This is a genomic window from Prevotella sp. P5-50 (assembly GCF_002251295.1).
Lineage (GTDB): Bacteria > Bacteroidota > Bacteroidia > Bacteroidales > Bacteroidaceae > Prevotella.
Window position 1 is genome coordinate 47915 of the sequence record NZ_NPJA01000022.1, and the last position, 15251, is coordinate 63165.

The 15251-nt window shown below is 49.5% G+C and carries 7 protein-coding genes; 3 read left to right on the forward strand and 4 right to left on the reverse strand.

Features of this window, described 5'->3' with window-relative positions; all coding sequences use genetic code 11:
- Nucleotides 1-85 precede the first annotated feature (85 nt).
- From CIK88_RS05925 to CIK88_RS05935, 3 genes are read left to right on the forward strand one after another with little or no spacing between them, the layout of a single operon-like run.
- Nucleotides 86-3400, forward strand: a complete 3315-nt coding sequence (locus CIK88_RS05925) for a glycosyl hydrolase family 65 protein (protein ID WP_094435279.1) — start codon at nucleotides 86-88, stop codon at nucleotides 3398-3400.
- Nucleotides 3397-5667 (forward strand): alpha-L-rhamnosidase, encoded by a 2271-nt coding sequence (locus CIK88_RS05930; RefSeq protein ID WP_094435187.1) that lies wholly within the window; start codon nucleotides 3397-3399, stop codon nucleotides 5665-5667. The genes CIK88_RS05925 and CIK88_RS05930 overlap by 4 nt, the downstream gene beginning before the upstream one ends.
- A gap of 9 nt (nucleotides 5668-5676) precedes the next feature.
- Nucleotides 5677-7161, forward strand: a complete 1485-nt coding sequence (locus CIK88_RS05935) for a sodium:solute symporter (RefSeq protein WP_094435189.1) — start codon at nucleotides 5677-5679, stop codon at nucleotides 7159-7161.
- Between the two features lie 218 nt (nucleotides 7162-7379).
- Here the strand turns inward: CIK88_RS05935 and CIK88_RS05940 are convergent, their stop codons facing one another.
- Genes CIK88_RS05940 through CIK88_RS05955 form a run of 4 tightly spaced genes read right to left on the reverse strand, consistent with a single transcriptional unit; the run spans nucleotide 7380 to nucleotide 14652 of the window.
- A complete protein-coding gene (locus tag CIK88_RS05940) occupies nucleotides 7380-8654 on the reverse strand; it encodes a DUF4302 domain-containing protein (RefSeq protein ID WP_094435191.1) in 1275 nt (424 codons plus the stop codon).
- A gap of 11 nt (nucleotides 8655-8665) precedes the next feature.
- The gene (locus tag CIK88_RS05945; RefSeq protein ID WP_094435281.1) at nucleotides 8666-9709 is read right to left on the reverse strand and encodes a putative zinc-binding metallopeptidase; all 1044 of its coding nucleotides are present in this window, start codon (nucleotides 9707-9709) and stop codon (nucleotides 8666-8668) included.
- Between the two features lie 29 nt (nucleotides 9710-9738).
- Nucleotides 9739-11319, reverse strand: coding sequence for a RagB/SusD family nutrient uptake outer membrane protein (locus CIK88_RS05950; protein WP_094435193.1), 1581 nt, complete (start codon nucleotides 11317-11319; stop codon nucleotides 9739-9741).
- Between the two features lie 27 nt (nucleotides 11320-11346).
- Complete coding sequence (locus tag CIK88_RS05955; RefSeq protein WP_094435195.1) at nucleotides 11347-14652, reverse strand: SusC/RagA family TonB-linked outer membrane protein; 3306 nt, start codon at nucleotides 14650-14652, stop codon at nucleotides 11347-11349.
- Between the last annotated feature and the right edge of the window lie 599 nt (nucleotides 14653-15251).

The window sequence follows — 15251 nt, forward strand, 5'->3', positions numbered from 1 at the left end:
CGGTGCACATTTCACCACCGATTTCAAAACCTTTGAAGATGTTTCCAACAAGGTCAGCGTGCCTGTTCTCCATAAGCACGGCACCATTTTCCGTGCTTCCGAAGCCATTGTGCGCAACTTGCTCAACGCTTCAGATGCCATCCACTACACCGGCAGCACCCTGAGCACCCCCTACCGCCACGATGGCGGTTTGTCGCCCGTAGTTGGTGTACACAACATCCAAGTGATGCAAGCCAACCGCGAATATCCTGCTAAAGCCAACAATGATGGTTGGACCTACAACCACCAACCCATGCTGGCCTATTGGAACAATCGGTTCCATCTCAACTTCCTTTGCGATCCGAGCGACGAACACATACCACCTTCACGCACCATGTATCAGACGTCTGCCGATGGTTATACATGGAGCGAACCTGAGATTCTCTTTCCTGAAATACAGGTTCCCGAAGGATTCCAGAAGCCAGGACGCTCTGAACGTGCCCACAATCTGGTAGCCATCATGCATCAACGTGTAGGTTGGTATGTCAGCAAAGACCGTCGCCTCTATGCCTTAGGCAACTACGGTGTGGCTTTCGACCGCAAAGACGATCCTAACGATGGCAACGGCATCGGCCGTGTCATTCGCGAAGTCAAAGCCGATGGTTCGTTGGGCCCCATCTGTTTCATCTATCTCAACCATGGTTGCAAACCATTGGCAAACAAGAAAGGTGCCCTGCCGTTTCCTTATTACACCCAAGCCGACAAAAACTTACGTAAGGTGTGCCGAGAGATTCTCGACAATCCACGATACCGCATGCAATGGGTGGAAGAGGCAGACCGCAACGATCCGCTCATCCCACTCAACAAAGGTTACAAGGCATACTGCGACTACACTTTGCCCGACGGACGCTTAGCGGCTTTATGGAAACATGCGCTGACCAGTATCAGCGACGATGGCGGTCTGACGTGGTCACAGCCTGTGGCACGTGCTCGCGGTTTTGTCAACAGCAATGCTAAGATATGGGGGCAACGCCTTTCCGACGGGTCCTATGCCACCATCTACAACCCATCGGAATACCGTTGGCCGTTGGGCATTTCCCTCTCCAACGACGGACTGGAATATACTACGCTCAATCTCGTGGTGGGCGAAGTGCCGCCCATGCGCTACGGTGGCAACTATAAGAGCTATGGTCCACAGTATGTCAGAGGAATTCTCGAAGGCAACGGAGTGCCCAAAGATGGTGACCTCTGGCTGACCTACTCTATGAATAAGGAGGATATCTGGGTGAGCCACATCCCCGTGCCAGTACAGACCAAAGCATCAGCGCACGCCCACGATGGGGAATTCAACGTGGGACAACTCGCCCAACTCCGCCAGTGGAACATCTATTCGCCTAAGCGTGCCGAGGTTTCGTTGGTCAACGGATGGCTCACCATGGCAGACAGCAATCCCTTCGACTATGCCTGCATAGAACGTAAGATTCCTGCATCGAAGAGTCTGCGTGTGGCTTTCGACATCGAAGCACTGCAAAACGACCATGGTCTCCTACAGATAGAATTTCTCGACGAACAGGGTACCGCCTGCTCGCGTATCGAACTGACACCACAAGGAGAGATGCGCTGTAAAGGTGGTGCACGCTACGGCAATTTGGGAAAATACGAAGCTGGCAAGACCTATCATATCGAAGCCGTACTCTCTACCGACAACCGGATGATACAGGTTTATGTCAACGGCAAGAAGGCAGGACAGCGCATGTTCTTTTCACCCGTAGCACATATCGAGCGTATTCTCTTCCGCACCGGTGCACGCCGCACCTTCCCTGATATCGACACCGATGCCGACTGGTATGGCACACTCGACCATGCAGGCGACGATGAACCGCTTGCCACCTACCGCATCAGCCATTTCCAGACTTCATCCGACGATGCTGATGCCCATGCCGTGGCATTACGCTATGCCGACTACAAGCACTATGTGGATGATTTCAACAGCATGGAGGATGAAAATATCATTCAGGCAATACCCAACAGCAAGGCATGGCAGTGGATGACCGATAACGTACCGCTGTTCGACTGCCCGCAGAAACAATTCGAAGAGATGTGGTATTACCGTTGGTGGACACTCCGCAAGCACATCCGACTCACTCCCGTGGGCTATGCCATGACCGAGTTTCTTGTACCTCGATCCTATGCCGATCAGTACAATCTGATTGCCTCTGCCGTAGGTCATCATATCATGGAGAGTCGTTGGTTGCGCCAAACCGACTACCTCGACCAAATCATGAACACCTGGTACAAAGGCAACAATGGCGAACCGATGAAGAAGATTGCCAACTATTCCTCGTGGATGCCACATGCCCTATGGCAACGCTATGCCGTAGATGGACGCAAAGACTGGATATGCAACATGTTGCCTTCACTCGAATGGGAATACAACCATTGGGAATCTACCCATACCCGAAAGGTCCAAGGACAGCAACTCTACTGGCAGGCTGACGTGCAGGATGCCATGGAAGAGACCATCAGCGGCGGACGTAGGAAGAAATATCTGCGTCCCAGCATCAATGCCTATATGTTTGGCAATGCCCAAGCTATCGGCAATATTGCAGCACTCAGCGGTGACCCAGCCAAAGCCGAGCGCTATTATGCCAAAGCCGATTCACTACAAAAGGCTGCACACACCCTGCTGTGGAACACCGACCAACAGTTTTTTGAAACCCACCGCGTCGATTCTTCGGCATGTGTTCGGGAGGCTATCGGCTTCCTGCCTTGGTACACACACATGGCGAAAGATGACAATCGCTATGGTGTGGCATGGCTGCAGGCTGCTGACACCAAGGGATTCTCTGCTCCCTACGGACTGACTACTGCCGAGCGCCGCCATCCTTTGTTCCGTACTCACGGTGTGGGCAAATGTGAATGGGACGGTGCCGTATGGCCCTTTGCCACCAGTCAGACGCTTACTGCCATGGCAAACTATATCAACGACTATACCGACCCTGTAGTGGGCGACTCGCTCTACTTCCGTGAAATGGAGAAATATGTAGAAAGTCAACACATGCGCGGACGCCCTTACATCGGCGAATATCTCGACGAGACTACGGGTTATTGGCTTAAAGGCGATCAAGAGCGCAGCCGCTATTACAACCATTCCACCTTCTGCGACTTGGTCATCACGGGAATCTGCGGTCTGCGTCCACGCACCGACGGAACATTAGAGGTGCGCCCCTTGTTGCCTGAAGGAAAATGGAACTACTTCTGTCTCGACAACGTAGCCTATCACGGTCGCTGGATCACCATCGTTTGGGACCATGACGGATCTCGCTACCACTTAGGCAAAGGACTGCGCGTCTATATCGACGGACAGTTGGCAGGACAACGTGACACCATCGGCAAACTCACCATCAACAACGCATTATGACTAAGCGCGACATACTCTTCCTACTGTTCGCCATCACCCTTCGAGTGGCTGCCCAGTCGCCAACTTGCTTCGGCGAGGCACAATGGATTGGTGCCATCACCCGACAGCAGGCAAACATTCCCGAAGGCAGACACTACACGGGAGGCATATTGAAACAAACTCGCGCACTATGGAACGCTGCCGACACGTTGTCGCGCCGTAGTATCTATATCGCGCGCAACTTCCAGCTCAAGAAACGGGTTGCCCATGCCACCGTGCAGATTGCCGGACTGGGATGCTACAAGTTGTCCATAAACCGCCGCACAGTAGGCGATGCTGAGTTTTCACCAGCATGGAGCGACTACGACAAGACGGTGTTCTACAATACCTATGAAGTGGATACCTGTCTGCAACGTGGCATGAATACCGTTCAGGTGCTATTGGGCAACGGATTCTACAACGAGCAGGGCGGACGCTATCACAAACTAAAGGTTTCGTTTGGACCACCCACACTACTGCTGGCACTACACATCACCTATCACGATGGCAGTAAAGAGACGATTGTCAGCGATGCCGCATGGCAGTGGAGTCTATCGCCCATCACCTTCAACAGTCTGTATGGTGGCGAAGACTACGATGCACGCATCTCCTCCACCACATGGCATCCTGTTGTGGTGCAACAGGCACCCAAAGGAATCCTGCGTCCTCAGTTGGCATATCCTGTCAAAGTGATGGAACACTATGAAGTGGCGCAAACTTTGCGTCGCGACTCTATATTGGTGTTCGATATGGGACAGAACCTTGCGGGATTTCCTGAGATTACCGTCAAGGGAAAGCGTGGTCAACACATCAAGATTACACCGGCAGAAACACTCACCGACGACCTGCGCTGCAATCAGAAGCAAACCGGTCGCCCACATTATTATACTTACACGCTTAGTGGAAAGGGCACAGAGACATGGCATCCTGTCTTCTCCTATTATGGATTCCGATACCTCCAAGTGGAGGGCGACATCGAGACTTTACGCCATATCCGATCTTGCTTTGTCTATAATGCAGCACCACGCACCAGCAGTTTTGAGTGTAGCAACCCACGCATCAATGCCACCCACCGCATCATCGACCGTGCCATACGCAGCAACTGGCAGGCGGTATGGACCGATTGCCCGCACCGTGAGAAACTGGGATGGCTCGAACAAGACTGGCTCAACGGCGAGGCATTGCTCTACAACTACGACTGCAGAACGATGATACAACAGACCATGCAGAACATGGCAGATGCCCAACACCCCAATGGAGCTATGCCTGAGACAGCTCCAGAATATACCGTGTTTACCGGCGACTGGGCAAAACCCTTCCTCGAATCGCCTGAATGGGGCGGGGCACTTATCGCGCTGCCGTTTCTCTATCAGCAATACTATGGTGACGATAGTCTCATCCGACAGTACTACAAGCCGATGAAGCGCTATGTCGATTATCTGGCGTCGCAAGACTCGTGTTACATACTGCGCATGGGACTTGGCGATTGGTATGACTATGGTCCCTGGCGTGCTGGTTTTGCGCGCAACACTCCCATGCCTTTGGTATCTACCGCACATTATTACTGGTGGAACCATCTGATGGGAGAAGCACGTGCCGATAGCATCCGAGAGGCTTTCAACCGCGAATTCTACAATCCGCAAACCCATCGTTATGCCTCTGGCAGCCAGTGTGCCCAAGCCATCGCACTCTGTATGAATCTCGTTCCCGATGGCGACCGTCAGGCGGTATTCGACCAACTCGTGGCTGATATCCATCAGCATGGTGACCGATTGACCACGGGCGATATAGGCAACCGCTATCTCTTCAAAGCTCTCATCGACGGTGGACAACGGGAGTTGCTCTACCGCATGCTCAACCACGACGAGGTACCAGGCTATGGCTATCAGATCAAGCAAGGCATGACAACACTCACCGAACAGTGGAATCCGAAGCATGGTGCATCGATGAACCACTTCATGATGGCTCATATTGAAAATTTCCTCATACCCGACCTGCTGGGCATACAGCGACGGGGCAACGACCTGCTGATAGCGCCTCACCCCGTGGGCGACATCCACTGGTGTAAAGGTTCTACGGCATCGGCACACGGCACCGTAAGCGTAGATTGGCGAATTGAGGGACACACTTTCTATATCGACATCATGATTCCGCAGGGTGACCATGCCACGCTGCAACTGCCCTACGGAGGTAGCGAACAGTTGGAAGGCGGCAGTCACCATCGTTCACAACAGATTCTACAACACTAACTATACCCTATGCATATTATCGACTTCATCGTATTTCTGCTATTCACCATCGGCATCGTAGTCTTCGGCTGTACCTTTTTCCGTCGAGGAAGTTCTGCCGATGAATTTACTTCTGCAGGCAAATCGCTGCCCGGATGGGTAGTGGGCATGTCTATCTTTGCCACCTATGTATCGAGCATCAGCTATATCGGCTATCCCGGTAAAGCCTATGCCAGCAACTGGAACGCTTTCGTTTTCTCGTTATCCATACCGATAGCCAGTTGGATTGCAGCTCGCTATTTCGTACCTTTCTACCGCAAGAGCGGTTCGGTATCTGCCTACAGTTTCCTTGAAGAGAAGTTTGGTCCATGGGCTCGCCTCTATGCTTCGGCATGCTATCTGTTCACACAAATAGCCCGTATGGGCAGCATCCTCTATCTGTTGGCAGTACCCATGTATATTCTGATGGGGTGGAATCTCCATGTGGTCATCATCGCCACCACCGTTGCCATCGTCATCTATTCGATGCTGGGCGGTTTGCGTGCGGTGATATGGGCAGATGCCATACAGGGCTTCATTCTCATCGGTGGTGCACTATTGTGTTTGCTGATACTGATATTCTCGTTGCCTGAGGGTCCTATGCAGATTATCGACATTGCCACCCACTCTCCCGAAGGCAACAAACTGTCGTTGGGATCGTTCGGTGCGAGTCTCACCGAGAGCACCTTCTGGGTATGTCTCATCTATGGCATCTTCACCAATCTGCAGAATTATGGCATCGATCAAAACTACGTGCAGCGTTATCATGCTGCCAAGAGCGACAGCGATGCACGCTTCTCTGCCCTATTCGGTGGCTATCTCTTCATACCGGTCTCTGCACTATTTTTCATGATCGGCACATCGCTCTATGCTTTCTACGAGTCGGGCACAGGTTATCTGCCCGACGCTATTGCTGCCAAACCCGACTATGTATTCCCTTATTTCATAGTGGATAGTTTGCCCTTGGGACTGCGCGGGCTGCTCATTGCCAGTATCTTTGCTGCGGGCATGAGTACCGTATCGACCAGTGTCACATCGGCAGCCACCATCATTCTGACCGACTATTTCCGTCCCTTATTGCCCCATTGGCGCCGTCGCAAGGGCAACACCAGCACTGCGTCGGGTCCCGAACTCGTTGTATTGCGCATCGCTTCAGTTGTCGTGGGCGTCTTGGGTGTCCTGGTAGCGCTTGCCATGTTGCAGGTAGAGAGTATCATCGATGCTTGGTGGACGTTGAGTAGCATTTTCTCTGGTGGCATGTTGGGATTGTTTTTCTTGGCTTGCACGCGACACATCGGTCGTCGTGCCGCCTTCATCGGTTGTCTGTCGGGCATCCTCGTCATCGGTTGGATATCGTTGGCTGGACCACTCAATCTGCCTGGACCACATCTCCATCCCTATCTCTCTATCGTGCTCGGCACGTGTGTCATCTTTATTGTTGGTTTCGTCATCACCCTGTTGTGCAGCAAATCGTGAAGTACCACACTTCGCTCATATCATGATTTATCGGCAAATCGTTTCTGCCATCATGTTGAGTTCCAGACATTCTTCGCGTGTCATCTTTCAGCGTTTGAGTATCATGTTTGATAGTGCGAGACAATGGTAATGATAATCTGGCATATAGGCAAGAAAAAAGGGTGACCCCATATAGGAGTCACACCTTTATTCATTTATAGACTTAAAGAGAATTTCTCTTATTCGCCTGCATCGTAGAAATCCAGACCGGGGAATACATCCATCCATTCACCTGGAGCATTAGCATCGGTGCGAGTCAAGCGGATGTATGATGGGTTCTTAGGATTGTCGGTGCTCAATTCGAATGTTCCACGGAGGATACCATTGGTGATGTAATTATAACCTTTTTTATAATAGTACTGACCATTTCCATCGTAACCCTTCATAGCCAATGAGAGGTGAGTGCCATCAATCGGAGTTACTGTTGGAAGAAGCGTTCCTATATAGTTACCACTGCGGAAGAATACACCCCATCCAAGATTAGCGGCATTAGGATTCACACCGAATGCGATGAATATAACGTCCTCACCTTCTGCAGCACTGGCTTCCTCAGCTTTTGCAAAGTAAGCAGCGGCTTTTTTGCTCATCTTGCCCTTCTTGAACGACCAGAATGTGTTAGGATCAGTGAGCTGCTCTACGAGAGTAGGCAATACATAGTTCACGGTCCAACCCTTGCCGTCAGTCTTCCAAGTTTCATCAGCACCTGGAGTCAGCATGGTGATAGAGTCAGTACCAATCACAATTGGTTTCTTGAATTTCAAGCCCTGATCGGTAACGATGTATGGGATAAGCACATCTTTATCGGTTTCAGCATCGTGATAGGTGAAGGTACGATTGCTTCTTGCGATGGTCAGCGGAGCCTCGCCGCCAAACTCGATGGCATAGGTCTTGTAGCTCAACAGCTTTTCCATGTCTTCTACAGCCTTGAAGTAGTTGTCCCAGTTGAGGTCTTCTGCCACACGGGTCATCACAATCTTCTGACCGTGCTTCTTACCCTGAAGTTCAAAGCGGTCTGCCTCTGCCTTGATGACACGGAACTCAAAGTCGCCTTCAAAACCCTTACCATTGTCACCTACCTGCAATATGTTGGCAGGATCAGAGAAGATGTGGAAGATTTCATTATACTCGTCGAATGAGAGCAGTACACCCTGACTCTGCTCAAGTTTGAAGTGAGAGGTAGCACGAGTGCCCTCTTCAAAGAACTCGTTGGCAGCTGTTACGGTGTTGTCAGCATTGAACTTGACGAACATATTGTAACCACCATACTTGCTGGCGCCATAATACTCCATCAGCCAACCATTAGGTGCATCAACCAGCAGTTTCATGTCGGCATTGATAGCCTCCTGGATTCTGTCGGCAGACGACTTATCGAATACGTCATCCACTTCGTTGGAACATGCCACGAACGACAGACCAGCGAGAAGGACGAACAGAATGTTATAGATCTTTTTCATAGTCGGATTGCTTAATTAAGAGTTGTTAAATCCATATTCATAACCTCTGCCGAACGGCGGAGCACGATAGCGCGGAGCTTCTCAAGGTCGATACCCCAAGAGTCTTGCAGATAGCTGCGCACGATTTCAAGTTTGGCATTGATGATATTGGCACCTTCACGTGATGTAATCTTGGCACCTTTGATACTCGCAAAACCTGCACCTGCCAACTGAGCATTAGTAGGTTTGCCCCAGAATGCAACTTGGATAGTCTCACCCTTGGCATTGAGACCTGTTACAGTATATTCAATACCTTTGTCAAGACGTGCTTTCCAAGATTCATCGCTTGAAGTGACGTAGTTGGCATAAACCTCAGCAAAGTCCTCATTGTATTCACCACTGGCATAACCGGTAACGAATCCTTCTTTAACAGCATCTTCGTCATCCACGTTGATCCAGTCGGTAGAGTGATACTTACCGGCAGAGATGGTCTGGAAGTCGGTGCTGTAGTACTTCTTCTGTGTCAAGATGTGACAGAACTCATGGTGCATGGTGTGGAAGTACCAGTAGTTGAGGTCCAGAGGCAGTTTGGCATGCGCACGGAACGGCTCGTCCTGATTCACATAGATGTTGTTGAGGTCAAGCTCATTGAGTCGGAACAGGGTCACCTGAACACCACCTTCAGCAGTACCGAGCACGATTTCACCCTTACCGTTGTATTCTGGTGAACCGATAAACTGGAACACACGGAAAGCATTTGCCTTCAAGAAGTCTGCACCGCAAGCCTCTACATAAGCGTCGAGCCATACGTGTTTGATCATCTTGGCCATAGCCTTCGAGTTGGTGATGGTGGCAGGCACTACGTTGTAGTAGTTGTCTGTCAGCTTGTCGTTATACAGATAGTAGAGTTTGATGTTGTATGGCTCCACGAAGTTGGTGTTGAGCCACTTGTCGAACTCGGTCTCGTTCTTCGTTTCGGTCTTGAAGATCGATTCGCTATTGGGATCGTCGTTGTCACACGACACGAATGCAACACTCATGAGCAGTGCAACGAGCGACATTGTAATATGTTTCATCATATCTTTATTCCTTTCGTTCGTTATAATTAATTCTGGGTTGCTGTCTCTCTGGGGTTAGGCTCAAGTCCAGCTTCTATGACGTCGTAAGGCAACTGGATAGCACCGCGAAGGTCGCCAGCCTTGAAGACGATGTTGTCTTCGCCGTCAAGATGGTGGGTGAACTCAATACCCCAACGCTTGATGTCGAGCCAACGCTGACCTTGATAGATGGTGGTGATACGACGCATATGGAGCACTGTATAGATCATATTGGTCTGTGTGCCTTCCTCAACGGTGAAGCCCTGTGGGTTGAGCGGCTTCTTGATGCTCTCTTCGCTCACTGCACGTGAGGGAACCTCGGTCATGCGGATGGCATTGAGCGCTGTATTAACATTATCAACTGTGAGCGTCAAGAACTTGGGTGAAGTCACATCGCTGTGAGCGGTGAGCCATGTATTCATGTCGGCAAGAGCCTTGTCATAGTCTTTCTTCATGATGTAAGCCTCTGCACGTGTCAAGATAGTCTCGTCACCGGTGAAGACGGGGTCAACCACGTGGGCATAACCAGTCTGGTTGATCTTATCTTTGATTTCGAAGTCCTCGATCAAGCTGGGTATATACACGGCTTGGTTACTACCATACATGAGACGAGCTTCCTGAAGGGCATTCTTTTCTGCACTACTGGCTGATTCAGACCAAGGAGTTTTAGCCCACATAGTCTGTGATGTGATCACATCCCTGTTGTGGTTGAAACGCTTGTAACTTGACGAACCACGGTTGACACGTCCGTTGATAGAAACGGCATCGACAAACATGAGGTTGCAGTTCTCACCAGAACGGATCCATTTGTTGTGGATGTCATCAACACCAGCCAAAGGAGCATAGCTGTCCATGTCACGCAGCAGACTGCTTGGGTTTCCACCCAATGCCTTGGTAGCGTATTCGATAGCTTTGTCCCAGTTTTGGTAGAACAGGTTGAAGCGGGCAGCAAAGGCATAAGCAGCCTTCTGGTTGAAGTGATACTTAGGTACGGTGAGATAACCATCGTTGAGCAGAGGAAGAGCCTCTTCGATATCAGCATTGATATTCTCATAGGTCTGACGCAGCGTTCCGCGCTCGTTGACAGATTCACCAGCTACTTTAGGATAAGGAATACCGAGGTATTCGTCAGCCTTAGAATCGTTCCATGCCATACAGAACATATTGGCATTCTGGAACATGGCAAAGGCACGGCAGAGCAGTGCCTCGGCACGCAGTGCCTGAGCATCAGCAGATTCATCGCCTGCCAACGCCTCAAGTGCCATGTTGGCTACAGCCGCAGCCTCGTAGTTAGCATTCCAAACCTGCTTCGGGTCGTCGTTATTCTCAGTCTCAATGGGCTGCCATTTGTAGGCATTCATCTGGTTGGGCTGTGCGTTATAAAGTACACCATTGTCGCTCACGTTGTCGCCACTTATAAAGAAGACAAAGTTGGGCGAATGGTTGGGATAGGCCGATACGAGGAACTTCTTTGCCTTGTCGAGGCTGTTAACCTCGGCGCGATCATCGGGGAGCTTGTCGAGATAGCTGTCACACGAAGCAAGTGCGAGCATTCCTGCGGCCAGTGATAATATGCTAAGTTTTTTCATCTTATTGTTCCTTTCTATTAAGTTTGATTAAAGTCCAACTCTTACGGTGCAGGTGAACTGACGGGCCATAGGAACAGCCACACCACCGGTGTTGAAGAATTCAGGATCCTGTCCGTTGAGTTTCTTGTCTGAGTAGATCAGGAAGAGGTTGGTACCCTGCAGCTTGATGCTGGCACTCTTCAGTTTGAGAGCGTTGAGCCAAGTCTGTGGGAAGTCGTATGACACTGAAATCTCCTTCATGCGGATGAAGTCACCCTTAGCAACGCGGTCGGTAGAACGGTTGTAAGCGTTGAAAGCATAAGAGAGCTGAGTGTCTGCCTGCAGCTGACGGAGGTCAGGAATAGCAGGGATAGTGGTTTTGTTCTCGTCACCAGAAACGGTCCAACGGTTCTTGAACTCCTTCGGCATAGCGTCGAGGTCAGAATAGCTGGCATAGAAAGCAGGATCAAGGCGTACCACATTGCCGAAAGCATAGGTAGCGAAGATGTTCAGGTGCCAGTTCTTATAAGTGAACGAGTTGCCGAGTGAACCGGTAATGGTAGGATCGGTAGGTCCTTCGTAAACGAGGTAGTCGATATCGCGGCTCTGGAAGTAGATGTCGCTGGTTACCACCTCACCACTTTCATTAACTACCTGAGGAATACCATTGGCATTAAGTCCCTTGAAGTCGAATGAGAAGAGTGAACGGTAAGCATATCCCTTCTTAGCGAAACCGGTACCGGTTACCATGTCGATCAAACGTGAACGGTTGTCGAGTTCGGTAATCTTAGTCTTCACGTGAGAGAAGATGAAGTCGGTGTTCCACTTGAAGTCCTTGCTGACAATGTTCTTAGAAGAGATAGAAAGTTCCTCACCATGTGAGCGCATAGAAGCGACGTTGGCAAACTCGTTGATAGTACCCTTGGTACCGTTGGTGGTACGCATACCGATCAAGTCGTAGTTGTTACGACGATACCAGTCGAACTGTACGTTGAGTCGGTTGTTCAAGAAGCCGAGGTCAACACCAATGTTGAGCTCATGTTTCTTTTCATAGGTCAGATCGGGGTTTGCGAAGTCGTAAATGTTAAGTCCAGACTCCTTATCGCTTGCGAATGGACGCCAGGGGTTGAACGACTGAATGATAGCCTGTGAGTTGGTCACAGCAGGTTTGTCACCAGTCAGTGAGTAAGAAGCCTTCAGGGTAGCGTGTGTCAACGCATTCTTGAAAGTCTTCTGGAACCAAGGCTCTTCGTGAGCATTCCATGCACCAGAGACGTTCCATGTAGGCAACCAACGTGCTGAACGAGATTTACCCAGACGGTTAGAACCTTCGTAACGGGTAGTTCCGTTGATAACGTAGCGGCCCTTCCAAGAATAGGTAGCGGTGGCGAAGAATGAAACTTCACGACCGTAGCTGTTGCTCAAGCTGTAGTACATAGCGTTCTGCTCTGCTGACTGCTTGAAGAAGAGGTAGTCGTATGATCCGAGGTAGCCCATGTCATACTGCATACCTACACCGTTGAAGTAGCTGCGGCTACGCTGTGTATCGTTGATTTCCATACCACCATAGAGGTTCACGATATGGTCTTCGTTGAATACATCGTTATACTGTGCAGTAGCACGGAAGTCCCAGCTGGTCATCTTATACTTGGTCTCACGATAGAAACCACCTACAGGAAGCACTGATACAGGCTTGGAGTTGGGTTTATCGGGATCGGTGTAGAGCCAAGGGTTGTTGTCACGGATGGTGGCATCGTCCATTGCACGGAATGACTGTGCCATATTAGAGTTCTCGTGAATCTCGTTGGCCTGAGTAGTGGTAGAGTACTTGTAGGCACCGAGTACAGTAAGCTCAACCTTCTTGATGGGCTTATACTTGAGTTCTGCCTGATATTTCAAATCCACTACGTCGAGGTTCATGAAGTTGTTTGCCAACTCATTGTGGATATTGAAAGGAGCATAGTTACGAGTATAGAACTCGTTAGGATCAAGCGCACGGCTTGAGTTGATCGCATAAGAGTAAGGGTTGATGTCGAAGTCACGGCTTACATTACCGGTCACCGCATCGACGCTCTGACTGGTAGTACCAGGAGCACGCTGGTTACGGTAGCTGGCATTGGCAATCATGTTGAGGGTGACCTTCTTGTTCACATTATACATGGCATTGATAGATGCAGTATAACGGCGAACCTTTGACTGCTCGGTCCATCCTGGGTCGTCCATGATAGAGAACGAGGTATAGTACTGAGCCTTGTCGGTACCTGTTGACATGCTGATAGAGTGGTTCTGCTGGATAGCATTAGAGAACAACTCGTCAAACCAGTTGGTGTTGCGCATCTCAGCCTCACGGAGGTAAGCATTCTTAGCCTCTTCAGTCTGAGACAACATGAACGAACCTGTTGCAGGATTGTAAGTGTTCATCAACTGATACATCTTACCATAGACACCGCTTGATGAAGCACGGTAGGTACGACCAAAGCTGATCAGACCATTGGCCTCCAACTCCTTGTAGATACCCATCTGCTCCTGCGAGTTCATAATGTTGAAGTTTGAATAAGAAGGCTTCAAACGCATGGTAAACTCACCGGTGTAGTTGATACGGGTCTGTCCAGACTTACCTTTCTTAGTGGTCACAACGATCACACCAGACATGGCACGTGCACCGTAGATAGAAGTTGCTGAACCGTCTTTCAGAATCTGGAACGATTCGATGTCGTCTGCGTTCAAACCAGCAATAGCAGAAGAAATCAATGTCTCTGCATCACCTGATGACAATTGGTCGGCATCAACCTCGGTCACATCTTCCATGATGACGCCATCAACAACCCAAAGGGGGCGTGATGAGCCATAGATAGACGTAGCACCACGAACACGAATCTTCGGAGCTGTACCGAAAGTACCACTTACGTTCTGCACCGATACACCAGCCGCACGTCCTTCAAGCGAACGGGAGATATCTGCCACACCGTCCAACTTGGCCTTTTCGGCATCCACCTTAGTAGTAGAACCTGTAAAGAGTCGGCGGTCGGTCTTCTGCATACCGGTCACAACCACTTCCTGCAGTTCTGCACTGGAGCGGAGCGTCACGGTCATACCGTTCTTAGGTGTTACGGTCTGGGGTTCCATACCGATGTAACTGATAGTGATTTTCTTGCCTGATGGCACACTGATGGTAAACTTACCATCAACATCGGTCACTGTACCGGAGCGCTGGCCCTGTACGAGAACTGAAGCACCAATAATGGGCTGATCGTCCTCTTGAGAAATTACGGTACCAGTGACTTTTGTCTGGGCAAAGGCCATTCCAAGGCTGAGGAACAAGCCTGCCAAAAACATCATGAGTCTTTTTTCCATAAACACTCTCGTTAATTATTAAGTTATAATATTGATATAATTGATATTTCGTCTTGACCCGATCAACGGGAATTATGCTTTAATTATTCACTAATTATGCATATAAATTTCCACTCATTTCTTATTTAAGTTTGCACTTATTATACTTTGCTCACTATTTCCGTGCAAATATACAACATTTTTTCACAATAAACAAGGTTATTCTTAAAAAAAGTAGCATTTGCGCCTATTTTTTTTCGTTTTGACGAATTTTCGGCGAATTTATTAACGAAACTATAACTCTTCACGTGCGCACGCGTATAATATATAGGTATAAGTGTTTATTCAGAACACTAATGAATACTAACTATTCACACGATTCCACCCCATCCAACAATGCTACAAAAAAGCAAGATGTTTTACCTGCAAACCTGACTTCCGACAGATTAAAATTTGCCTGAATCCAATAATCTCCAACGCCATTTTCCTACGATACCACCAAAATAAGCCCACATCCACCTACTCTCTGAACATCGCAGACAACGGATCTTATCAGCAGGATCTGAAAATTGGTCAGGTGTTTAAAATGATCATGTAATTGATATTTTCCATACCAAATT